Origin of the sequence: Rossellomorea sp. FM04394, from assembly GCF_041889765.1 — a bacterium.
Classification (GTDB): domain Bacteria; phylum Bacillota; class Bacilli; order Bacillales; family Bacillaceae_B; genus Rossellomorea; species Rossellomorea aquimaris_B.
In genome coordinates, this window is sequence record NZ_CP168654.1 from 4,423,211 (window position 1) to 4,447,723 (window position 24,513).

General features: G+C 41.4%; 21 protein-coding genes and 4 tRNA genes. 4 read left to right on the plus strand and 21 right to left on the minus strand.

The window, feature by feature from the left end:
- Positions 1-58: 58 nt before the first annotated feature.
- Positions 59-550 carry a hypothetical protein gene (locus ACCB35_RS22100; RefSeq protein ID WP_374055324.1) on the plus strand — a complete coding sequence of 164 codons (492 nt, stop codon included), beginning with the start codon at positions 59-61 and terminating at the stop codon, positions 548-550.
- A 218-nt stretch (positions 551-768) separates the two neighbouring features.
- Positions 769-2,286 (plus strand): vanadium-dependent haloperoxidase, encoded by a 1,518-nt coding sequence (locus ACCB35_RS22105; RefSeq protein WP_374055325.1) that lies wholly within the window; start codon positions 769-771, stop codon positions 2,284-2,286.
- Between the two features lie 84 nt (positions 2,287-2,370).
- Here ACCB35_RS22105 and ACCB35_RS22110 read toward each other — a convergent pair whose 3' ends face one another.
- The 19 genes from ACCB35_RS22110 to ACCB35_RS22200 form a co-directional block, all read right to left on the minus strand.
- On the minus strand, positions 2,371-3,873 hold the full coding sequence (locus ACCB35_RS22110) for a malate:quinone oxidoreductase (protein WP_374055326.1): 1,503 nt from the start codon (positions 3,871-3,873) through the stop codon (positions 2,371-2,373).
- A 294-nt stretch (positions 3,874-4,167) separates the two neighbouring features.
- Complete coding sequence (gene rlmH / locus ACCB35_RS22115; protein WP_374055327.1) at positions 4,168-4,647, minus strand: 23S rRNA (pseudouridine(1915)-N(3))-methyltransferase RlmH; 480 nt, start codon at positions 4,645-4,647, stop codon at positions 4,168-4,170.
- A 94-nt stretch (positions 4,648-4,741) separates the two neighbouring features.
- Positions 4,742-4,900: a CxxH/CxxC protein gene (locus tag ACCB35_RS22120; RefSeq protein WP_082051348.1), complete on the minus strand. Its 159-nt coding sequence runs from the start codon at positions 4,898-4,900 to the stop codon at positions 4,742-4,744.
- 120 nt (positions 4,901-5,020) lie between these two features.
- The gene (locus tag ACCB35_RS22125; RefSeq protein WP_374055328.1) at positions 5,021-6,262 is read right to left on the minus strand and encodes a S1C family serine protease; all 1,242 of its coding nucleotides are present in this window, start codon (positions 6,260-6,262) and stop codon (positions 5,021-5,023) included.
- A gap of 307 nt (positions 6,263-6,569) precedes the next feature.
- Positions 6,570-7,364 (minus strand): MBL fold metallo-hydrolase, encoded by a 795-nt coding sequence (locus tag ACCB35_RS22130; protein ID WP_044340247.1) that lies wholly within the window; start codon positions 7,362-7,364, stop codon positions 6,570-6,572.
- 5 nt (positions 7,365-7,369) lie between these two features.
- The gene (locus tag ACCB35_RS22135) at positions 7,370-8,179 is read right to left on the minus strand and encodes a two-component system regulatory protein YycI (protein WP_044340248.1); all 810 of its coding nucleotides are present in this window, start codon (positions 8,177-8,179) and stop codon (positions 7,370-7,372) included.
- Positions 8,166-9,521 carry a YycH family regulatory protein gene (locus ACCB35_RS22140; protein ID WP_044340249.1) on the minus strand — a complete coding sequence of 452 codons (1,356 nt, stop codon included), beginning with the start codon at positions 9,519-9,521 and terminating at the stop codon, positions 8,166-8,168. The genes ACCB35_RS22135 and ACCB35_RS22140 overlap by 14 nt, the downstream gene beginning before the upstream one ends.
- Complete coding sequence (gene walK / locus ACCB35_RS22145; protein ID WP_044340250.1) at positions 9,518-11,341, minus strand: cell wall metabolism sensor histidine kinase WalK; 1,824 nt, start codon at positions 11,339-11,341, stop codon at positions 9,518-9,520. The genes ACCB35_RS22140 and walK overlap by 4 nt, the downstream gene beginning before the upstream one ends.
- 6 nt (positions 11,342-11,347) lie before the next feature.
- The gene (gene yycF / locus ACCB35_RS22150; RefSeq protein WP_044340251.1) at positions 11,348-12,055 is read right to left on the minus strand and encodes a response regulator YycF; all 708 of its coding nucleotides are present in this window, start codon (positions 12,053-12,055) and stop codon (positions 11,348-11,350) included.
- A gap of 216 nt (positions 12,056-12,271) precedes the next feature.
- Positions 12,272-13,759 carry a peptidoglycan DD-metalloendopeptidase family protein gene (locus ACCB35_RS22155; protein ID WP_374055329.1) on the minus strand — a complete coding sequence of 496 codons (1,488 nt, stop codon included), beginning with the start codon at positions 13,757-13,759 and terminating at the stop codon, positions 12,272-12,274.
- A 352-nt stretch (positions 13,760-14,111) separates the two neighbouring features.
- Positions 14,112-14,184: transfer RNA gene (locus tag ACCB35_RS22160), tRNA-Phe, on the minus strand.
- 28 nt (positions 14,185-14,212) lie between these two features.
- Positions 14,213-14,289, minus strand: a tRNA-Asp gene (locus ACCB35_RS22165).
- A 150-nt stretch (positions 14,290-14,439) separates the two neighbouring features.
- A tRNA-Glu gene (locus ACCB35_RS22170) sits at positions 14,440-14,511 on the minus strand.
- 14 nt (positions 14,512-14,525) lie between these two features.
- A tRNA-Lys gene (locus ACCB35_RS22175) sits at positions 14,526-14,601 on the minus strand.
- 186 nt (positions 14,602-14,787) lie between these two features.
- A complete protein-coding gene (locus tag ACCB35_RS22180) occupies positions 14,788-15,759 on the minus strand; it encodes a nuclease-related domain-containing protein (protein ID WP_374055330.1) in 972 nt (323 codons plus the stop codon).
- A gap of 357 nt (positions 15,760-16,116) precedes the next feature.
- Positions 16,117-16,530: a DUF350 domain-containing protein gene (locus ACCB35_RS22185; RefSeq protein ID WP_044340253.1), complete on the minus strand. Its 414-nt coding sequence runs from the start codon at positions 16,528-16,530 to the stop codon at positions 16,117-16,119.
- Positions 16,531-16,545: 15 nt separating this feature from the next.
- Entirely contained in the window at positions 16,546-17,787 is a 1,242-nt protein-coding gene (locus tag ACCB35_RS22190) for a glutathionylspermidine synthase family protein (protein ID WP_374055331.1), read from the minus strand.
- A 2-nt stretch (positions 17,788-17,789) separates the two neighbouring features.
- Positions 17,790-18,098 (minus strand): lipoprotein, encoded by a 309-nt coding sequence (locus ACCB35_RS22195; protein ID WP_044340255.1) that lies wholly within the window; start codon positions 18,096-18,098, stop codon positions 17,790-17,792.
- Complete coding sequence (locus tag ACCB35_RS22200; protein ID WP_374055332.1) at positions 18,095-18,559, minus strand: hypothetical protein; 465 nt, start codon at positions 18,557-18,559, stop codon at positions 18,095-18,097. Before ACCB35_RS22200 ends, ACCB35_RS22195 begins: the two co-directional genes overlap by 4 nt.
- A 132-nt stretch (positions 18,560-18,691) precedes the next feature.
- Between ACCB35_RS22200 and ACCB35_RS22205 the strand changes: the two genes are divergently transcribed.
- Positions 18,692-19,714, plus strand: coding sequence for a TrkA family potassium uptake protein (locus ACCB35_RS22205; protein ID WP_044340257.1), 1,023 nt, complete (start codon positions 18,692-18,694; stop codon positions 19,712-19,714).
- 74 nt (positions 19,715-19,788) lie between these two features.
- Here ACCB35_RS22205 and ACCB35_RS22210 read toward each other — a convergent pair whose 3' ends face one another.
- Positions 19,789-21,081: an adenylosuccinate synthase gene (locus ACCB35_RS22210; protein WP_044340258.1), complete on the minus strand. Its 1,293-nt coding sequence runs from the start codon at positions 21,079-21,081 to the stop codon at positions 19,789-19,791.
- A gap of 263 nt (positions 21,082-21,344) precedes the next feature.
- Between ACCB35_RS22210 and ACCB35_RS22215 the strand changes: the two genes are divergently transcribed.
- Positions 21,345-23,069 carry an ABC transporter ATP-binding protein gene (locus ACCB35_RS22215; RefSeq protein WP_374055333.1) on the plus strand — a complete coding sequence of 575 codons (1,725 nt, stop codon included), beginning with the start codon at positions 21,345-21,347 and terminating at the stop codon, positions 23,067-23,069.
- 48 nt (positions 23,070-23,117) lie between these two features.
- Here ACCB35_RS22215 and dnaB read toward each other — a convergent pair whose 3' ends face one another.
- Positions 23,118-24,470: a replicative DNA helicase gene (gene dnaB / locus ACCB35_RS22220; protein ID WP_044340260.1), complete on the minus strand. Its 1,353-nt coding sequence runs from the start codon at positions 24,468-24,470 to the stop codon at positions 23,118-23,120.
- Positions 24,471-24,513: the final 43 nt, after the last annotated feature.

The following is a 24,513-nucleotide window of genomic DNA, read 5'->3' on the forward strand; positions in this document are numbered from 1 at the left end:
GATGATTTATTCAGCTTGAATGCCGGACCACTCAATTCAATACGAATGGAGGATTCGCATGGTAAATTTTAATTCTTTCTACGGTACCATCACCATGATCAGTGATTTCGCGACAGGACAAAATGGTGAAGGGGAAGGCTGCTATAAATTAATATCTGTTGATGACGGATCTGGTGGTTCGGTGAATTTTGTGGTGTCACCAACCACCTACTTTGTTGACCATAGAATGGTGGCCGTAGGGGACAGGGTAACCGGATATTATGACGGGAATGCACCTGTTCCCCTTATTTATCCACCCCAATACCGCGCTCTAGTTATGGTAAAAGATAACCCTTCACAAAATGTGAAGGTAGACTATTTCAACTCACAGCTGGAGAGCAGCGATGGCATGCTAAGATTAAATCTATCCCCCTACACTCAAATTGTCTTAACCAACGGACAATCTTTTTCAAAATACCCTGCCAACCGGAATCTAATTGTAATTTTTGGGCCCAGCACGATGAGTATACCTGCTCAAACCACACCTTATAGAATCATTGTGTGGTGTTAGTGAAGGATTTTCGAAAGCTTGCTTATCCCTATCAATATTGCGCGGAATCTTCATTGATTTCGCGCTTTATTTTATAGAACGGCATAATCGTTTAGTTTTTGACCACTCTACCTATCTTTTCGTTATTAAATGTGTGAGTGAACCAGTAGGTATGTCCACTCCTTATTGATTTCATTACATACGATGGTAATAAAATCATATAGAAAGGAGTAAGACATTTGAAATTAATAGAGTATTTTTCAACGTGGCTACGCCAAATGAAGGCCTTTATCCTTCGTGTAAGGGCATCATTATTCTATAAACTACTGCCCGTACGGAGCCACCCCAATAATGGAGACGAGGTAAAATATCCTGAGAAAATAGCCAACTTTTCAAAAGGGCTGCCACATAATGAACTCGGGGAAGTAGATGTTGGTGCTTATGACAAATATATTCAGATACTGAAGTCTGGCGCCCCCGATGATTTTGAAAATCTTCCACTTGCTGGCGAAAGGAAGCTGGTTGACCCCCAAGCTGCATATGCATTCGAAATGGTCGGTCCGGACAGTCACCAATTGGTCATACCGCCGGCTCCGTCCTTCAGTAGTCCAGAAATTGCTGCTGAAATGGTGGAGCTTTATTGGCAAGCCCTTACACGGGATATCCCTTTCAGCGAATATGACGAGAATCCCTTAACGATTGCAGCTGCAAATGAGCTATCTACCTTATCCGATTTTCGAGGTCCTAAAGTCGATGGTAAAGTCACCACTGGGACATTATTCCGGGACAATCTCCCGGGAGCATTGACCGGGCCGTATATTTCACAATTTCTTTGGAAAGATATCCCTTATGTGGGGACAACCATTACGCAACGCTATCAAACAACTAAGGCAGGGAAAGACTTTTTAACCGACTACAATGATTGGCTTGCCAGTCAGAATGGTTCCATACCATCAGGTCCGGATTATGATCTTACCCCTCGGTATATTCGGAATGCCCGGGATATGGCCGAATTCGTTCATAAGGACCTCTCCATTGAAAGTGGATTCGGCGCTTGTTTGATCCTGCTTGGTTATGGGACTGCTGCATGGGATAAGAATAATCCTTATCTCGATTCTGACACACAGATCGGTTTTTCCACCTTTGGAATTCCACATATATTGGATTTTGTGACAAGAGCAGCCCGTCCAGGTCTAGAAGCAGCCTGGTACCAAAAATGGCTGGTCCATCGACGGCTTCGACCTGAGGAATTCGGTGGACGTATCCACAACATGCTGATTGGTAAAGCCGATTATCCTATTCATCCCGATGTCCTCAACTCAAAGGCAGTAAGAAAAACCTATAAAAAATACGGATCCTATCTGTTACCTCAGGCTTACCCAGAGGGTTGTCCCACACACCCGTCCTATCCCGCAGGCCATGCTACATTTGTGGGGGCCATGGTGACAATGCTAAAGGCATTGTTCGACGAATCATTCGTCATTCCTGATCCTGTCGTAGCCACAAGCGACGGCCTGTCCTTGGATCGATATGAAGGACCACCACTCACTGTCGGGGGTGAATTGAACAAACTTGCCTATAATATTGCGAATGGACGGGATGCGGCAGGTGTTCACTATCGTGCCAGCGGCATCAATGGGTTCCAACTTGGAGAATCGATAGCCATTGGAATCCTTCGTGATTATAAGGCCACTTATAATGAGAAGTTCGAGGGATTCACCCTCACAAAATTTGACGGTACCACGATTAAAATCTAATAGAGTACAAAAAAACCCAAGTCGATACGGAATGCCCGACTTGGGTTTTTAACTATAATGATCATATAAAAAACATTCAGCGAATCAACTATAAGCTAACTCTTTCTCGCTTAGACCAAGCGTCTCTGCTGTTGAAGTGTGGATTTCCTTAAACAGCTCCGGATTTTCCACCAATGACACCCCATATGAAGGGATCATTTCTTTCAGTTTCGGTTCCCAATCATTCATATGCTGCGGGAAGCATTTTTCAAATAATTCAATCATAACGTGAACGGCAGTAGAAGCTCCCGGGGAAGCACCAAGTAGTGCAGCTACAGAGCCATCAGCGGCACTGACCACTTCGGTACCGAATTGAAGTGTTCCTTTCCCGCCTGCCTCAGTATCTTTGATTACTTGTACACGTTGACCGGCTACTACGATATCCCAATCCTCAAGTTTAGCGTTTGGTATGAACTCCCGTAATTCTTCCAAGCGTTTTTCATTCGATAACAATACTTGCTGGATCAGGTATTTGGTCAATGACAACTCTTTAGCACCTGCCGCGAGCATCGTAAGGACATTATTCGGTTTGACGGAACCGATCAAATCCAAATTTGAACCAGTTTTTAAAAACTTGGGAGAAAAACCGGCAAACGGTCCAAACAGTAATGATTTTTTGTTATCGATATATCGTGTATCAAGATGCGGAACGGACATTGGAGGAGCCCCCACCTTGGCTTTACCATATACTTTGGCATGATGCTGCGCCACTACTTCCGGATTGTTACATACCATGAACAATCCGCTTACCGGGAACCCTCCAATATGTTTCGATTCAGGGATACCGGTTTTTTGCAGTAAAGGAAGACTTCCGCCCCCACCCCCGATAAAGACGAATTTTGCCGTGTGATGTTCGATCTTACCGCTATCGATATTTTGCACCTTGACTTCCCATGATCCGTCACTGGTACGTTTAAGATCCTTTACACTATGCTTGTAGTTTATTTCGACATTTTGCCGCTTTAAATGGTCAAACATCATTCGTGTTAAAGCCCCGAAGTTGACGTCCGTCCCAGAATCGATTTTGGTCGCAGCTATCGGTTCATTCGATGTACGGCCCTCCATGATAAGCGGGATCCATTCCTTCAGTTTTTCGGGGTCTTCGGAAAATTCCATTCCTTGAAACAAAGGATTACTTGACAGCGCTTCCAATCGTTTTTTCAAAAACTCTACATTTTTTTCTCCTTGTACCATACTCATATGAGGTATAGGCATAATAAAGTCTTTCGGATTACCGATCAGATCGCGGTTTACAAGATACGACCAAAACTGTCTTGAAAGCTGGAACTGCTCATTGATTTTAATTGCCTTACTTATATCTACGGATCCGTCAGGTTTCTCTGACGTATAGTTAAGCTCGCACAATGCCGCATGCCCCGTACCAGCATTATTCCATTCGTTCGAGCTTTCCTCCCCTGCGTCGGCCAGTTTCTCAAACACTTTAATTTCCCAATCCGGTGCTAACTCTTTCAGCAATGATCCCAAAGTCGCGCTCATGACTCCGGCACCAATTAAAATAACGTCTGTTTTTTTCTGTATGCTGCTCATGAAAACCTTCCTTACTCTTTATATTTTCAAAAAAGAGTAAGCGCTCCTGCTCGGGTCTCACTTAAAGCAAGGCGCCACCCTGGAATTCACCTGTTCAGTTATAACCATACCATAATCTATTATAATGATTTAGGGATTAAAATATCTACCATTATCTGATAATTATATACTATTTAGAGCTTTTAAAAAAGTGAAAAGTCCGTTTTCAACGACGTAGAATCCTGGAGAAAGCAAAAATCGACCCTATTTTTCAGAAAGGGTCAAGAGTTTGCTCCGTGTTGCTAGTCTGCGATGTTACTTGTGATACGGTTCACCCCGATTAATCCGAAAAGCCCGATAAATCTGCTCCACCAGAATCAATCGCATCAATTGATGGGGGAAAGTCATCTTAGAAAACGATAGTGTTTCATTGGATCTCTTGATGACATCATCACTCAATCCAAGTGATCCACCGATGACAAATGCCACTTTGCTTTTCCCGTACGTAGCAAGCTTGTCCAGATTATCGGCAAGTTCTTCTGATGAACGCATTTTCCCTTGGATGGCCAGGGCAATGACGTGATGATCAGGGGAGATCTTAGCTAAGATCCGTTCACCTTCTTTATTCTTCACTTGCTCCATTTCAGATTCACTCAACACTTCAGGGGCTTTTTCGTCGGCAAGCTCCACGATTTCAATCTTTGCATAAGCACCTAAGCGCTTAACATATTCGCCGATTCCTTGCTTTAAATATTTCTCTTTTAATTTACCAACCGTTACAATGGTGATATTCACTATCCACACTCACTTTACAAACAATTTACAAACACGTTATCCACAGACTTTATCCACATATCCACAATATCAATCCACATATCGTATGGGAATATTAGTTCGCCACTATATATATTGCGTTATTCCCACAATATTCACAGGTTGTGGATAACTTTTCATCTTCAGATAGCTCCGTCAGTTGTGGCGCTACCTCATGCTCATCCACGACAATATCCATAGCTAATTCTACATGCTCTAAGCAGCAGTAAATCATGTTTTTTCCTCCTATACTTAATTCAAAATATAGTCTCTAAACTTATCCACAATTATCATATCATGTAAAGAAAAAGCAGGAAAGGGCGCTTGGCCTTCCTGCTTTTCGCTTATCCGCATTCTATAATCTGGATTCGTCGGTAAGTTTCATGGTTACTTCTTTCTTTTCACCGTTTCGATAGAGCGTGACTTTCATCTGATCGTTTACGTCTTTTTTGTTATAAAGATGCTTTCTTAACTCAATGACATTTTCAATTTTCTCTCCGTCCAGTTCCGTAATCACATCCAGCTCCTGTAAGCCTGCCTGGGCAGCTGGAGAATTTGGAACGGTTTGTCTGATCATGACCCCATAGTTAATTTCTTTCGGAAGCTTCAATGTTTCCTGCTGGTGATAGGCAGAAATTTTATTCACATCCTCCAGTGTCACACCCATTGCAGGACGCTTGACTTCACCGTACTGCTCAAGATCTTCAATGATCGGCTGAGCATAGTTGATCGGGATGGCAAGTCCGATCCCCTCTACTGCACTCTGTGCGATTTTCATGGAGTTGATTCCGATCAGCTGACCGGAAATATTAATGAGAGCTCCACCACTGTTCCCCGGGTTGATGGCTGCATCGGTTTGGAGAACTTCTGCATTCCAGTCTTCCATTCCATCCTGGTTAATATCGACCGGGATCGTTCTCTCAACACCCGAGACAACCCCCTGTGTAACAGAACCTGAAAATTGCAGTCCCAATGGGTTACCTATCGCAATGACAGGCTCACCCGCTTTTAGCTTATCTGAATTACCAAACTCAGCAATGTCATCTTTCTTGATTTTGCTTCCATCAATTTCGATTACAGCCAGGTCTGTCCAAATATCCGCACCACGCATTTCAGCCGGTACCTTGGTCCCGTCTGCAAGAGTCACCTCAAGCTGATCTGCGCCTTCTACCACGTGATTATTGGTAACGATATATACCTTATTTCCTTCTTTTTTATACATGACCCCGGATCCTGTACCTGCCTGCTGATCCTGGGTTTGTCCTTCACCCTGTCCCCAGAAGCTTTGAGATTGGATATTCGTGATTCCTACAACAGAATCTCCAGCTTTCTCTACAGCTTTCGTCACATCCGTGGTGACATCGACGGAAACATTTTGGGTTGCTCCATTATGATAAGCTTCATCCGTTTCTTTCAGGTCTTCGTCGGGTTGAATTGAATAGGGTAAGATGTCAAAGTTCGTTAACTGAGGAATCGCTACAATGACCAGGATAGCCCCAAGTATCACTCCCAATAAACCAGCGAGGAACATTCCTCCGTGATTGCCCTTTTGCCTGCTCCTGCTTTCAGAGTTATGATCCGAATCATAGTATCCCATATAAGTTCATCCTTTCTACGTTCCATTCCTTTTGTTATTTTATCTTTACAAGCATGATTATAGTCAGGTTAAATGAAAAAATAATGAAAAAAGGGTAAGGAATTTAAAATGTAATGGTTTATGTAATAGTGTTGCGAAGCGAGTAGTGGTCGATTTCCTTTATAGGCACTCTTTACATGGTACTTGGCAGACCTGAGGTCAAAAATAAACAACCTTTTTTTAAAAAGAGCTATACAAAAAAGGTGAAGACAGCAGCCCTCACCTTTTTCATACCTTCAAAAGAAAAATCGTAAACATTTGAATCGGTTTAAATCGCAACTAAAGGTGTTGGTACTTTAGGGTCCGTATCAAATAAATCAATTTGTTCTCCCACTACTATTCCTTTTGACTCGAGTGTCTGGGTGACACTCATCCTTGCCAGGTCTTTCATATTATTATCGAGGCTGAGATGGGCTAAATAAATCCCTTTGGTTCTATCACCCATCACTTCACTCATGGCAATGGCAGCATCCTCATTGGATACATGGCCATAATCACTCAGGATCCGACGCTTTATATTCCATGGATACCGGCACATTCGGAGCATCCCTACATCATGATTACTCTCAAATACATACGCATCGGCATTGGAAATGATCCCTTTCATCCGATCACTTACATATCCCGTGTCGGTAACCAGGACAAGCTTTTTCTCTCCCTGGTGGAAAATATAGAACATCGGCTCTGCCGCATCATGTGAAACGCCAAAGGACTCAATGCTCAATCCTCCAAAGTGTTTGGCTGTTTCCATATCAAACGAAAACTTCTGTTCTGTATCTATCTTCCCTACCAATCCGTCCATGGCATTCCAGGTTTTATCGTTGGCATAGACCGGGAGCTTGTACTTTCTTGCTAACACGCCGATCCCCTTAATATGATCACTATGCTCATGAGTCACAAGAATACCCGATAAATCTTCTATCTTCCGGTCTATCTGACTGAACAATCCTTCCATCTGCTTACCGCTCAAGCCTGCATCGACAAGGAAGGAATGCCCTTCCGTCTCCACGAATATCGCATTTCCTGTACTGCCACTGGCAAGCACACTAAAATGCATGGTCATATCTCTCACTCCAATGTTTCTTTTTCTGGTTTAGTGACTTCAAAAATCTGTCCTTCAACAGCATTAATAAATAGGTCTTCTTTTTTGTCACCTGATTCAATGACAAAATGCCAGGTTGGTGCCAGGACCTGGGATTTTTCACGTGATAAAAAGGTGTAGTATCCCAGTTCGGGTGTTTTGATCGTACTGCCCGTGCTTATCTTATGGTTGGTCCACAAAACCTGAAGAGCTTGGAGAGAAGTAAGCAGGCTTTTCTTTTCCCCGCTTAATTCTTCTAAATTTTCAAGCATTGTTTGTTTGTAAGAGACGATCTCATTCTCTTTATTTAGACTAAGTATCACTTTACCATTTGAGTTGTTAAAAATTTGTCTTTCTTTATACATCTGATAGTAAATGATCGTTTGTTCATCTTTATTATATTTCCAGAAGCTGTATTTTTCACCGTTAACGACCTGATTTTTCATAAAATCGTTTAATTCATCAGGAGAAAACTTTTCACTTATGGGAAATGGTTCTTCTAAGGTTGAATGAATGGTATTATCCGTGACGACACTGACATCTTGATTTTTTAACTTTTCGATTTCCTTCTCAGAAAACGTTTTTGTTTTTGCACTAATATAGGCTTCTTTTATGGGATCCTTTGATAGATTTTTTGGGTAATCAATTTTATCAGTCTTTAATTGTTCTTCAAAGGATACTTGGCTCAACGTTTCCGGATTGCTCTCAGAAACTTTGTTAATGAACAGTGACATTAAAAAGATGTCTAAAATAAGAAAGACAATAATAAAAATGCTTTTCGTTTTACTCCAGTCCAATTCCAAGCCCCTCCTGTTCTTCCAAAGGTAGGCGTAACCAATTACCATCGTATTTATAATACCAGGAAGGTTCAAATACAAGGAATTTTCTGTTTGATTCATTCGAATCTCTTGTCATCTTATATCCGACAATGACATCTTCTACATACTCAAGATTGATCGTATCTTCCTTTGCCAAAAGATATAAAACGGTGGATCCTGCGGGCAATCTAACTTCATTTACACCATCTTCAATCCCCAGAACATAATCTAATTTAAAGTACGGACGATTGTACTCGTTAATCGACTCCTGACCCATGATTTGAGAAATTTCAGCCATCCCATTTTCATTAAAAACAGGATAATTATGCACAAACAGCCGGTATACGATTTTATTCTCAAGTGGACTCATCGAGAAAAATTGATAGTCATCGGTCCAGCCCCCATGGTCATTCACAAACTCCATACTTTTTTGAAGCAGCTCCGTGGCAGATGACCCTCCATTTTTTTCTTCGGATGGATTTACATATGACAAAGTATTATGTTCTTTATTCGTTTTCAATAAACTATACACATTTGTGAATTTTTCCCCTTGCTCGGTAAATCCCTTATCTACACTATTGGGATCACTAAACAATGCTTGCACATATTCTTCGGGGGAATCAAGGTCCGAATAATATCTATAGCTGATATAGTCTTCAGGATTTTTGGGAAGAAAAATCGTTTTTTTATTATTTAATGGCTGTTCTATATATTCATCAAAATTATAAACGGCTTTTTGTACAAAGCGCTCTTCAAAAGCTTCTAAACTGGCACGGTCTACCCGGCTTTCATAAAATTTCTTTTCTCCTGATTCATATAAAACAAAATAGACGGAACCTGTATCTGAACCGTTATTATTTAGATCGATAATAATTCGGTTAAATGAACCGTTCAGGGTGTTTTTCTCTTCTAATTTTAACATTTGACTATAAATTGAGAGTGGAACATTGTCCGGGAAAACAATTTCGACCTTTTTCTCACCGTGTATAACAGATTTAATCTCTGTCATATTATACTCTCTTGAAAGATCTTTCAGATCGAATAGAGTCCAGCCCCTTAATTGTTCAATAACATTATCGATTTCGGTTTCATTTGAAGTACCGACTGTCCGATTTCCTGTATGATAGAAGAGTTTAAATGGTTTAATTAAAACGCTGTTAAGCTCATTCTCAGGTATCTTGTCTCCAACAGACACATCATACGCTTCATCGCTATTAATCGTATCGTACCCTGGTTGATACGTCCAAAGATTGAAGGTAAGAAATATACTGATGCATACGAGCAACGTTAGAATTATCGATTTGATTTTTTCATAGTTCATGACCAATCATCCTCTTGAGTGGAATCATATGGGAGAGTGAATGTGATGGTGGTTCCTTTTCCTTCCGTACTCGTCGCCCATACGTCGCCACCATGTGCTGAAATCATCTCTTTTGCTATGGCAAGGCCAAGTCCTGTACCACCCATTTGTCTTGTCCTGGCTTTATCGACACGGTAGAATCGCTCAAATATCTTCTCAAGATTTTCTTTTGGGATCCCCAATCCTTGGTCGGATACACTGATTTCAATGTATCCGTCCTTTTCTTGCACCTTAAATGTAATGGTTCCACCCTCAGGTGAATATTTCAAAGCGTTCGAAATGATGTTATCCAAAACCTGTGTGATTTTATCCTGGTCCACTTCCACAAACATGGCTTTGTCTGGTAAGTAGCGGTTGAAGGTCACATTCACATTCTTGGTCATTTCAAATCGATCAATGATTTTATGGAAAAAGAGGATGAAATCAACCCAATCTTTATTAAAACGATAGTCCTTACTATCCATTTTTGATAATTGAAGAAGATCGTTGACTAAACGGATCATTCTCTCCGTCTCATTTTGAGTGACATCAAGGAATTGAGGTGCGATGTTTTCGTCTTGCCATGCCCCTTCAGCCAATGCCTCTAAGTAGCTCCGCATCGTTGTGAGCGGCGTACGAAGTTCGTGGGATACGTTTGCAACAAATTCCCGTCTCTCTATATCAATTTTCTCCTGCTCCGTAATATCATGTAATACCGTAATAAGACCGTTCACAAACCCGGTCTCTTTTTGAATGATAGAGAAATTCGCCCTTAGTATATAAGGTTTTTCTTTCGTACTATAATCTAAAATGATCGAATCCTGTTCATTGGATAGATCATCAAATGTGTATTCCTCATCCAATCCCAATAAGGATACAATAGGTTGGGAAACGACTGTTTCACGTGAAACATTCAGCATATCCGCGGCAGGATCATTAATCAGAATGACCCGTCCTTTTCGATCTGTTGCAATGACACCATCCGTCATATAAGAGAGTACGGAAGAAAGCTTTCTTCGCTCACCCTCCGTCGTTGCTTGGGCTTCCTGAAGACGTTTCGTCAAGTTATTGAATGTGATTGCAAGCTGACCTATTTCATCGTATCCATAGACCTTTACTTTCCTTGAAAAGTTACCCTTTGCCATGGCAAGGGCTTGCTTTCTCATATCAGAGATCGGTCTTGTCACGGTTTGTGCCAATAACACACCCAATACTGCTGTTATGACTAAAGCAATTAATGTACCATTCGTAAAAATCTTGTTTATTTCACTCATTTGGTCATAAACCGATTCTATTTCACCGACAAGATAAATAGCACCAATGACTTCTTCATTTGAAGTGATTGGTGCCGCATACACCCAGATACGATCTTTCGTTTGATCATCAAGATAGATATCCTCATGACCCAAGCCTACAGCGAGGGCTCTTTTAACCTCTTTTTCTCCGCTGACCTGACCAACTAAACTCTGATTATTGGGATCTGAGGTGCCAATAATTTTGTTTCTATTATTAATCACTCGAATTTCGGAAATATCCGACGTTTTGCTATCATCTAATACTCTCGCGATATCCGCTTCGAGTGTGGGATCATCTTCACCGCGTTTCTTTACTATTTCTTCACGGATTGTATACTCTAATAATTCCACTCTATTTTTAATAGACGTCTGGAAATTATCGACAAGCTTTTCTTCAAGGGCCCTTACGAAATACACACCAATGATTTGCATGGCGAGAAGTATGAGCAGAACATAAATCAAAACGAATTTCAGATGGATGGAACGGGTTAAACCAACTTTCTTCATTACAGATTACTCCTGTTCAGGATTTCGTAAGTAATACCCGACTCCTCTACGTGTTACGATCCAGGTAGGGTGACTTGGGTTGTCTTCAATTTTCTCGCGAAGACGTCTGACGGTAACATCGACTGTACGTACATCTCCGTAGTAATCATACCCCCAAACAGTTTGAAGTAAATGTTCACGGGTCATCACTTGTCCAATATGCTTCGCTAAATAATGAAGAAGCTCAAACTCACGATGTGTCAGCTCAATCGTTTCCCCTCTTTTAGATACAACATACGCATCAGGATGAATGGTTAAAGAACCAACGGTAATTTCATTGTTCTCATCTTCAACATTTTGCTGTGCACCCTGCTGATGACGGCGCAGATTCGCTTTTACCCGGGCGATGAGCTCGCGGGTACTGAACGGTTTCGTCACATAATCATCGGCTCCAAGCTCTAATCCCAATACCTTGTCAATTTCCGAGTCTTTCGCTGTCAACATGATGATAGGCATTTCATACTTTTTCCTGATTTCACGGCACACTTCCATCCCATCACGATTTGGAAGCATAATATCAAGAAGGACAAGATCCGGCTTAATTTCTTCCGCCATCTTTACCGCTTCGTCCCCATCGTACGCACAGTGCACTTCATAGCCTTCTTTTTTCAAATTAAACTGTAGTATATCTGCAATCGGTTTCTCATCGTCAACGACTAAAATTTTCTTTTCCATGTCAATTGATCTCCTTTAGAAAAAAGTAATGTATCATATAAAGTTGTGATTATTATTGGATTCTTCCTTTAAATTTATCACTATCTCCATATTAATTCATCTTTAACTCTATCATAACCTTTATTTCATTTCTTTTTGACTACAATCTAAATATAACAAAGGGGACTGACAAATAAAATGATTGTGTCAGTCCCATGCTTGATTACCTATATACAATTACAGTACATCTAATGGATTGATAAGAGATCCATTTTTGTAAACTTCGATATGCAGGTGGACACCGGTCGATTCACCAGTTGTACCCATGATACCGATCTTCTGGCCTCTTTCTACCGTTTGACCAGCTGAAACAGAAATCGAGTCCAGATGAGCATAAATGGTTTTATACCCATTTCCATGATCAATGACAACTTTATTTCCGTAACCGCCATCGTCCCAACCGGCAGAAACGACTCTTCCGTTATCTACAGATTTAATGGTAGGATCACTTGGTCGCGCGATGTCGATCCCTTTGTGAATTTTCCCCCATCTTGGTCCTTGTTTAGAGGAAATGTAGCCGCCATTCGTCGGCCATGCAAAGTTTCCCGATCCCCTTGATGGAGTGGCTTTTGTTCCTTTAATGACAATATATTTCACTGGATCTTTCAGTTTCTTCTCTTCTTTTACATTTTTCTCGATGTGTGAACCGTTCACTTCTGTCGTTTCAAACGTAACGGATTTCTCGCCTTCTTGACCTTCCTGCTTCACTTTCGTATCGCCTTTATTCATGGAAGAGTCTTCTACCACTTCTTTCTCATAGGCAATCTTTTCGATCTTGTGTGCCTCTTTCTTGACAAGTACATGGACAAGGGGTTCATAAACGGTCACATTTAACTCGGAACCGACTTTAAGAGCATCATCTTTTTTCAGCTCTGAGTTTAATTCCAGCAACTTACCTGTGGTTAACTGGTGCTCTTCTGCAATCGTACCAAGAGCATCACCTTCTTGAACCTTATATTTCTTCTCTTCTAACGTACCCTTCTTAAGAAGATCCGCAGCTTCTTCAGAAGACATCATTTCTTCCGGCTCCACTTGCGTCTTCTTCATCTCTACCTTTTCTTTAAAAGAAACTTCTAATAAACGTGTTTCATTTTCTTTTAAGTCGGGTAAAGGATCTGATGAGGAATCATTTTCCTTAGCTTCTAATTCCTCTAGCTCTTCTTCAGAAACATAGTTCAGCTTAAAAGACTTTAAAGCTTCTTCAGCAGCCTTTTCGTCTTTTACATAAGCAATCGGTTTATCATTAACAACTAAAGCAAAAGCATTAGCTTCGACTGATACTGATTTATTCAGGCTTTCCATTACTTTTTGATTATTCGTCTTCGTAGCAGTAAACACATTCTCAGGTATGTATGTTACTTCTTCATTAAAATCCACCTGATAATCAGTGTACTCCTTCTTCGCTTCAGTCAGCTTCTCATCCAGGACTGATTGTACTTCCTCCTGGTTTGTAACAGCTCCTACATACTCACTACCCATGTATACATGATAGATCGTTTGCAAATCTTCATCCGATCCTGTATTCGCTGCCGCCGATGAAAATGTCAAAGTCGAAAGAGCGAGCGTAGTGATCCCTACTCTTTTTACAAATTGATTAGATCTATGTCGAATATTAAGTTTTTTATATTTTTCTAAAATGGGTGATAATTTCTCTCCAAAACTCATTGACTTGCCTCCTATAAACTAAAGCAAAAATCCCAGTTACGGTAGTTCATTAAGCCTAATTTAGTAAAATTCTATAAAATTCGTACTTTACTAATTTACCATAATTCGACGAAATCCGGGACATGGAATCAGGATTGTAATAAAACTGTATAATTAATGAGTGAACAATGAAAGCGCTTTGACTGTTTTTTGGCGTCACAGTGGGAATTGCGTGGGTCTAAAGATGGATTAGTCGTTGAAACAATCATGGTAGAATTTAGAGAAAAACGATTGTGTATTGTTACATTGGTGTTACAAAGGCAAATAAAAAAGTACTACGAGAGTCAAAGTCGTCGCAGTACTTTTTGTAAGATGGCTCAGGACGGAATCGAACCGCCGACACATGGATTTTCAGTCCATTGCTCTACCAACTGAGCTACTGAGCCATATCGTTTAAAGAACTAAATATGTAAATGGCGGTCCGGACGGGACTCGAACCCGCGACCTCCTGCGTGACAGGCAGGCATTCTAACCAACTGAACTACCGGACCAGAGTTTTTTGCTTTAGCAAAATAACTTTCATTGCCTTGCGCTAGCAAAATATTTTTCCTTGAATTGCGATAGTAAAATAACTTTCTAGCATAATATTTTAATGAAGTTACATCACTTAAACTATCAATCTCACTTCAAAAAAATAATAATGACCCATACGGGATTCGAACCCGTGTTACCGCCGTGAAAGGGCGGTGTCTTAACCGCTTGACCAATGGGCCATGTAAAGAAAAAATGGTGAGCCATGAAGGACTCGAACCTTCGACCCTCTGATTAAAAGTCAGATGCTCTACCAACTGAGCTAATGGCTCTAAGTATATATATAAACACGATTAGCAAGCTTGATCAAAGCCGCTTTCGTGACAACGAAATTAATATTATCATAGTGTGAATGTCGAGGGCAACAGTTTTTTTGTTTTTTTTGTCGAAAATTATTTCTTGGGGAATAATTATGGGGAAATGCGCTTTGTTGGGCAAGCGCATTTCCCCTGATTCGTTTAGATTAGATCAAAATTCAGTTTATAGATCCTGCCTTTGTTAGTACCAACTGGTTGTACATAAGGATTTGCAGTTTTTATTAATCTAGTTGCGAGGGAAGGCGAAGATATTAATAGAAATTCTCTTAATTGGCAGCTTGTTATCTCCTCTCCCAATAATAAGTAGTAGTCTTTTAAAGCTTCTATATGACCGTTTTTTGACCTTTTCCTGCAATTTGGACAGCTCCAATATCCAAACTCTCTTATTAGTGGGAGATGGTCACATTCTTTACAAATGACTCCGGGTAAAATATCATTTTTACTTATTTTATAGGTATCTAGTATAGAAGTGTTTAGTGGGGTATTTCCCTTATTAATTAACCTGATAGTTTTTCTAAGTTCTTTATCTGAAATTATTTGATTATGGAAGTGATTGTGGAGTTGAGTGATTTTATTGGGGAGTGAGGCTGCGTGAATTACCTTTTTGCTCAACGCTTCATTATTTGTACTTATAACCGTTTGGGGATTACTTATAACTACCAACCCATTTATGGGAATGAGAGGCAGGTTATTCTTTTGGATCCATTCTTTAAATTGATATTGTTGCCTGTTTATCTGAAGAACCGGATCAGGTAAAGCAATTTCTATACCGTTTTTTGTTTGAATGAATTGATTGAATATAGTATCGAACCTTACTGCCCCGGCTATATTTTTCACTTCCAATATTAATATATATCGATTGGTCGAAATGAGTGTGTCAATCTGGAAGAAACGACCATTCACTTTAAGGCGGATATCATGGAAAATGAAGTAGTCTTTAGGAGGCAGGTAACCCAATTGGTAGTCAATCGCTTTTTCACCATTGTAGCCTGCTTGAATTTTTGCGAGGTTTTCCTTAATAAAGGGGATTTTAGGATAGTCTTTTTGTAAACGCCCTAATATTGCTTCTAGTTTTAACAGTTTGAGTGGTACTTTTCGCTCGTTAACATTCATTTCATCACTCCAATCTTAGATTTATTCCTAATTACTTCTTCATTTATTTTAAAAGTCCTGCTTAAGAGTTGAATTTCAACAGCTTTTCCCAGGTAGATAAAATATATTATCGACTTTTCAAATATATTATCGACTTCTACTCATATATTATCGACTTTGGTGATATATTATCGACTTTCACACTTTTGTTATCGACTTTCATTTCTCCCTCTATTTCAGACGGAATACGCTCTAATTCCCAAGAACATTCTGCCTGGCATCTCACACCTTGCAAACCATCCACAATACGTAAAAAAGACCCGCCACCAAAGCACCACACCAGCGCTCCAACAGCAGGTCTCCATATCAAATCAACCCTCAATAAGTCAAACTAGCAGCCACAATCAATCCCACTACAATCGCAGCAGAGAATAGGCTGAATCCGATGGCAATATTGCCTTCTTCCACTTTCTTCGCTAAATTCGTCTTCGGTGTCAGGACGTACTCGATGATCCAATAGGCAATGACTTGAGTCGCGATTCCGATGAGTCCCCAGATAAAGGCGTCGAGTAAATTAAAGCTGTTTGCCCAGACCGTGTAGATGACAATAGCGAGTCCGATGGCTTTTCCCCATAGTTTGAGGGCAACGGCAATGTTTCCTTCCCTGATTAAGGTAGCTTCTGAAAATTTGGTAGTAAAGGCGAAAACGGTGATTCCGAGGATCATCAGTCCAAGTCCGGTTCCGACGTGGGCCAGAAAGCTTAGTAGGGCTTCACTTGTTAAGATTTGCATGAGTTTCTCTCCTTTTTATTTCTCCTGTAATCCTACAGGCAGAAAGTATGATTCGTTATCGGTGATGGCGTTACCGGCTCGTATTCCGACAGCACCGGCCTTACCATTAATAATAAAACTGCCGACCATCATGCTTGCATCCTTTATTCCTTCATCCGTCTTAATCTCCGCAACAGGCAGAGGGATAAATTGTTGGAATACTGGAAGGGTCTGCTTATAGGTTTCTTTTTTATCTTCTAAAAGGATTTTACCTGTCGCTTCAATGATTTTGACCGTATCTCCTTCACGGCCAAATGCAGGCTTTTGAACATAGGTGATGCCATTCTCCTCGAAGTGATCAGATTCTAAGTAGGTTGGAAGAAAGTATCGTTCGATCCATTGATGTTCCTCATCTGTATAGAAGGAACTACATGCTTCATGAAGACCCCATATAAGTGCTTGAACTCCTTTAGACTGGAGTAAAAAAGCGGAGGGAGGATTCAAGATGGCAAGCTTTTTTTCCAATACCATTCTCATCAAATCCAAGCCTACATATTCTTCTGTAAGTGGATCCTTATCATCAATGAGATGTTCAATAGGATACGTCGGGCGGTACAATACATCGATCCGATCCCCTTGAGGAGTATAAAGACCGTCCTCTCGAATCTGCAGCAGATCCAGGCTCACATATTCTGACGGTACGCCTGAAAGCTTCTGTAAATACTTTGTTGTCAGGTGGTCCTCTTCGTGATCCTGGTGGGAAGTGAAGACGATCTTAGGTTCGCCTTCCCTTTGCAATGACTTCCAGGAAGATAAGAGTGCGCGCTTCAGCTCTTGTGCTAATACTGCCTCGAATCCCTCATTGGGATTTGAACATCCAAAATACTGACAAACCTTTTCATTCACATGATATAGCTCTTTGATGAAGGTGGGGGTGTCGCTATTGAACTCTAATAGCTTGATTTCCCCTCCGCTTGCAACGAAGTCAAACCGGCCGACAATGCACTCTTGAGGAATGGATTTAAACCTTATATAGGACAGGGATTCATTTGGAAAACCCAGCTCAAGAAGGGTCTCATCCTCCAGCTCACGAAGCAGATCCGCTGTTTTACTATAAATGGAGAAAACTCGTTTGGATGCTTCTTGAATCGCAAAAACAGTGTCACGTGATTCTATTTTAATATCCAATAACGAATACTCCATGTCATATAAATCATGCCAAAATTCCGGAATACGCTGATAGAAAGAGTTTCTTGTTTCGCGGTGAGAGGCTGTCATGATTATCCTCCGAATCCGCCTTTAGAGCCGCTTCCGATCCCTGATTTGTAGCTCTTAGAGTACGATTTATAGCCTGAGTAATTTTTTAGACTGGATTTATTTTTAAACATTCTTCCAGCAAACCAAAAATAGCCAAAGTGAGGGGAACGGTCGTCATCACAATAATACGTGCCGCTTTCGTCATCCCAATCCCAGTCGTCACAGTCAACATCCGTCGGTTCTGGTGGAAGATCCTGATTCCCACAGCCGGTTACTGATATCGCCATGACGGATGCGACTACCCCGGCCATCATTTTCTTTGTTTTGTTCATTGTCTTTCCTCCTCTAGCTTATAGCCCGTTGTTTTTACATATAATATATACACGTAGCGATCCTCATCGATTTCAGCAGAATCCCGTTCCCACTCCACTCCATCTATATAATAGTAAACAGAACCGATGACACTTAGAATATCGAGATGATAATCATAGTGTTCTATTTTTACAATGGGATGATTGCTTCGTGAATTCAGTTCGCGAATTTCCAGTATTAATCCTTCAGGTGGGAACAAAGGATCTTTTACGGGTTCTTCTTCATACACTTCTACATATAGTATGAATCGATTCCCTTCAATAGCTGAAGAAAGCTGACGATATGTCACTCCTTCTTTCACAAAAAACTCGCATTCTCTTCTTGCCAGGATTTGTTCTAATTCAATATCAGGGTAATGATAGATCGCTTCATATGTGTCATTCCCTTTTCTTAAACGATATTCCAGTACCGGTTGTTTCATTTTTCAACTCCAGCCCCCTGCTTCCGAAGGATATGATTTCTTTTAAATATACGAACCAATGAGGAAAAGGTTTCATTTCCCAGGAATACATTGGTATTATTGAACTATGATTTTTTTGTAAGGAGGGTATGTATGATTATATTCCAAAGGATCTGGAAACAGATTACGAAGATGGACTTTGGTTTCATTCTTCTATTATCCCTGATTATTGTCCTGTTTGGAACCTTTGGCAGCCATTTTTTGGAGCCTGAGACATTTCCTACGCTTTTTGATGGGTTCTGGTGGACGATGACCACCTTGACCACTGTCGGATACGGAGATTATTTTCCCGTTTCGGTGGGAGGGCGGTTGTTGGGAATCTTCCTGTTTATCTTTGGGATCGGGATTATTGGGGTGTTGATCAGTAAAACCGTTGATTCCATTACCACATTTCAGAAATTCAAAAGGGAGGGAAAGTTAGTGTATACATATGAAGATCATTATATCTACATCAATTGGTCGAAGAAAACGGAGAGAGCCATTGAAGAAATCCTTGCGCATGTGCCAGATGCGGAGATTGTTCTTATTGATATGCTTCCCGTTACACCAATGGAGCATGAGCAGGTTCATTTTATTCAAGGTGACCCGTCAGATGAAAGTGTATTACTGAAAGCCAATATCTTCGAGGCGAAACGAGTGGCGATCTTCTCGGATTCAAAGATCGAAGACCCTTCCCTTATCGATGGAAAAACATTATTGATTGCGTCTGCCGTTGAAGGTTTATCGAAGACTCATCAGAAAGAAGTTCACACAATCGTGGAAGTGTCTGAAGATCGTCATATTCCAAAATTCCAGCATATTGCCGTTGAGGATTTTATTTTATCCAATGATTCTGTTTCCCTATTGATGGCAAAAGCAACACTTCATCCAGGAACGACAAATTTATTCAGGCAATTGCTCAGTAAACGATACGGCAATAATATTCACGAATTCAGAGTAAAAGAGAATTGGAAAACCATCAAGCAGGCTTCTGAGGAGCTGCTGGAAAAGGGAGCTATTCTCCTCGCCGTGAATGATAATATGGATTTCACTGATGCCATGAACCGGGAACTGCATGCTGATGACGTTCTTTATGTCGTATGTCATGACAGAGTGTATGAACAATTATCTCAATAAAAAGGAGTTTACGCACTGTTTCATCAAAAAAACTCTTAGCAGCTCATGAGCCGCTAAGAGTTTTTATTTTTTTATTAATTCGGGCTCCATACGCTGCGAACAACATTTGTTTGAGAGCGGTCCGGTCCAACTGAGAAGATGGAAAGAGGAATACCCGTTAATTGAGATACGCGCTCTAAGTAGTGACGGGCGTTCTCTGGCAGATCAGTTAGCGTCTTACATCCTGTAATGTCTTCTTCCCAGCCTGGAAGCTCTTCATAAACAGGTTCACATTCAGCAAGGATGTTCAGGTTAGCCGGGAATTCTTCCATGACTTCACCTTTGTATTTGTATGCTACACAGATTTTTAATTTCTCGATTCCAGTTAATACATCGATGGAATTTAATGAAAGATCTGTTAAACCACTGACACGACGGGCATGGCGTACAACCACACTGTCAAACCAGCCTACACGGCGAGGGCGTCCGGTCGTTGTTCCATACTCACGTCCTACTTCACGGATTTTGTCTCCGATTTCGTTCGTAAGTTCCGTAGGGAAAGGTCCGTCCCCAACGCGGGTTGTGTATGCTTTTGATACTCCAACTACGTGGTTGATTTTTGTAGGGCCTACTCCAGAACCGATCGTTACTCCACCGGCTACCGGGTTAGAAGAAGTAACAAATGGATATGTACCTTGATCGATATCAAGCATAACCCCTTGAGCTCCTTCAAATAGAACGCGGCGACCGTTATCAATGGCATCGTTCAATACTACGGATGTGTCCACAACATAGTGCTTGATTTGTTGACCGTACTCATAGTACTCATCCAGAATATCTTCAATGTTGAAGCCTTCTGTTTCATAGAATTTTTCGAAAAGGCGGTTTTTCTCTTCCAGGTTACGGGCAAGCTTTTCTTCGAAAGATTGACGATCCAGAAGATCTGCGATACGGATTCCGACACGTGCTGCTTTATCCATATAAGCAGGACCGATTCCTTTTTTCGTTGTACCGATTTTATTGGCACCTTTACGTTCTTCATCAATTTCATCAAGCTTTAAGTGATATGGAAGAATCACATGTGCACGGTTGCTGATTCTTAGGTTGTCTGTTTTCACATCGCGATCGTGAAGATACTTTAACTCTTTCACAAGAGCTTTAGGATCGACAACCATCCCGTTTCCGATAACGGATGTTTTTTCGTTATAGAAAATACCTGATGGAATTAAGTGTAATTTATATGTTTCACCGTCAAACTTAATTGTATGACCCGCGTTGTTCCCACCTTGGTAACGCGCGATAACTTCTGCATGTTCAGAAAGGAAGTCAGTGATCTTTCCTTTTCCTTCGTCTCCCCATTGCGTACCTACTACTACTACTGAAGACATATTAAGCACCTCCGACGGGAATTAGTATTCCCTCTTTTATCAAACAAACTCATTTTATCAACACTAAAAAGGAAAGTCAATGAAAACACGAACGTTTATATAGGTAATTATATTTATGTTCGTATAAATTCGGGATTTTGTTGTAGAAACCTCTGGTTCAATAATTTTTAATCAAATTAAAATAGCGCAATTTAGAAACTTTTGCTAATCTTAAATAAGCATTTTGAATTTTACATACAATTGAATACCGAGGTGACGATTTCATGATTAGACGATTCTTTGGCTATTACAGGCCTCATCGGCGGCTTTTTTACATTGATTTTGCCTGTGCGGTGTTGGTCGGACTTTTAGAATTAGGATTTCCCATGGCGGTATCGTGGTTTATTGACTCCCTTTTGCCTGATGGAAACTGGAGTACCATTTTAGCTGTATCTGCCGGTCTTCTTGTTCTGTATTTACTCAGTTCGAGTATGCAATTCGTTGTAAACTATTGGGGACATAAGCTCGGGATCAATATCGAAACGGATATGAGACGGGAATTGTTTCACCATGTTCAACGGCAATCTTTCCGCTTTTTTGATAATACGAAAACGGGTCATATTATGAGTCGGGTGACAAACGACCTGATGGACATAGGGGAACTTGCCCATCACGGACCTGAAGATCTGTTCATCGCGGTCATGACTTTCATCGGTGCATTTTGGATCATGATTACCATTAATATGGAGCTTGCCCTTGTGGCGATCATCATTGTTCCGTTCCTCGTATGGCTGATTTCGTATTCAAATATTAAAATGAATGCGGCATGGACGAAAATGTACGGAAATATCGCAGATGTCAACAGTCGCGTTGAAGACAGTGTTTCAGGGGCGCGGGTGGTTCAATCATTCACTAACGAGCAATATGAAATGGAACGCTTCAATGAAAATAATCAATTCTTCCGCAAATCCAAATTGAAAGCCTATAACGTGATGAGCGTGAATTTATCCGGTATCTACATTACCACTCGATTGATGACCTTGATTATCTTGGTGTATGGAGCTTGGTTAAGTTTTTCAGGAGTCCTCTCTTATGGGGAACTTGTAGCCTTTATTCTTTATATCAATGTCCTCTTTAAACCAATCGACAAAATTTCCGCACTCCTTGAGTTGTATCCAAAGGGGATGGCCGGTTTCAAGCGGTTCACTGAGCTTATGGATATGGAGCCGGATATTGAAAATCGCCCACATGCTATAGAAGTGCCTGCTTTAAGAGGAGATATTGCTTTTAATGAGGTGACCTTTGGGTATGAGCCGGATCGCCCTATTCTAAGGGATTTATCCTTTACCATACAATCAGGGCAGACAGTGGCTTTTGTCGGTCCTTCAGGTGCCGGAAAAACAACGATCTGCTCACTGATTCCACGTTTCTATGATATAGAGAAAGGAGCCATCACCATTGATGGCATCGATATCAGGGAGATGACGAAGGAATCCCTGCGTGCTCAAATCGGAATCGTCCAGCAGGATGTATTCTTATTTACGGGAACGCTTCGGGAAAACATTGCCTATGGTAAGCTTGATGCCACCCAGAAAGAAATTGAAGAAGCGACGAGACGTGCTCATCTGACCGATCTCATTGCATCCCTTCCAGACGGATATGATACTCAAATCGGGGAAAGAGGATTGAAGCTGTCAGGTGGTCAAAAGCAGCGCTTATCCATCGCCCGCATGTTCCTGAAGAATCCACGCATCTTGATTCTGGATGAAGCCACTTCCGCACTGGATACGGAAACGGAAGCGATTATCCAAGAGGCTTTAAATGAACTGGCGAAAGACCGGACCACCCTTGTCATAGCCCATCGATTGGCGACAATCCGTAAAGCGGACCGCATCCTCGTCGTCACCGAAAACGGCATCGCTGAAGATGGTACTCATGAAGAGCTCCTTTCAAGGGAAGACGGGATTTTCACCAGACTTCATGCTCACCAGCATGCAACGATCCTATAACAACAAAAAATCCAAGCACCTGCACCAGCAGGGCTTGGATTTTTTCTATTAAGCCGGGGCGTCGTCAAATCGCCGCTCCAGGTTCACGAATTTATTGTATTCCTTCACAAACGCAAGGGACACATTTCCAACTGGGCCGTTACGTTGCTTGGCAATGATGATTTCGATAATGTTTTTGTTTTCCGCTTCTTTGTCATAGTAATCTTCACGGTATAAGAAAGCCACGATATCCGCATCCTGCTCGATACTTCCTGATTCACGAATATCAGACATCATCGGACGCTTATCCTGGCGCTGCTCCACACCACGGGAGAGCTGGGATAAAGCGATGACCGGTACTTGAAGTTCACGAGCCAGTCCTTTCAATGAACGGGAGATTTCAGATACCTCCTGCTGACGGTTTTCCCCTGAACGGCCGCTACCCTGGATGAGCTGCAAGTAGTCGATGAGGATCATTCCAAGACCATGCTCCTGAGCGAGACGCCGGCATTTGGAACGGATTTCCCCCACTTTGATACCAGGTGTATCATCGATGTAAATCCCGGCATTGGAGAGGCTTCCCATCGCCATCGTAAGCTTTCTCCAGTCTTCGTCGGTTAAATCACCTGTACGGAGATTTTGGGCATTAATATTGCCTTCTGCACACAGCATACGCATTACGAGCTGCTCGGCTCCCATCTCCAGGGAGAATATGGCTACGTTTTCTTTCGCCTTTACTGCCACGTTCTGAGCGATATTCAGGGCGAAGGCTGTTTTACCCATGGAAGGTCGGGCACCCACAATAATCAAGTCATTTCGCTGGAAACCTGCCGTCATATGATCAAGGTCGGCAAACCCCGTTGAAATCCCTGTTACGTCACCCTTGCGATTCGTTAAGGTTTCGATATTATCATAGGTCCGCACAAGTACATCTTTAATATTATGAAAGGCACCTGCATTCTTCCGCTGGGCTACTTCCATGATATTTTTTTCCGCTTCACTCAGAAGGCTGTCGACTTCATCCTCCCTTGCATAGCCGTCAGATGCGATATCTGTCGCTGTACGGATCAATCTTCGAAGTAATGATTTTTCTTCCACAATCTTTGCGTAATATTCTATATTCGCAGCGGTGGGGACAGAGGCTGCAAGCTCACTTAAATAAGCGACTCCGCCAACATCTTCAAGCTCTTTCGCAGCTGCCAGTTCTTCTGTCACCGTGATTAAGTCAACGGCTTTTCCCCCGTCTCCCAAATTCAGCATGACATTGTATATTTTTTGATGAGAATGACGATAAAAATCTTCTGGAATCAATATTTCTGAGGTGGTCGTCAATGCGCTGGGCTCTAAGAAAATCGCACCTAATACTGCTTGTTCAGCCTCAATGTTCTGAGGTGGAACCCGGTCCTGGAACACTTCATTCATCTATGCATAACCTCCATTTCAAACTGCGAAGGGGCTTCGCGAC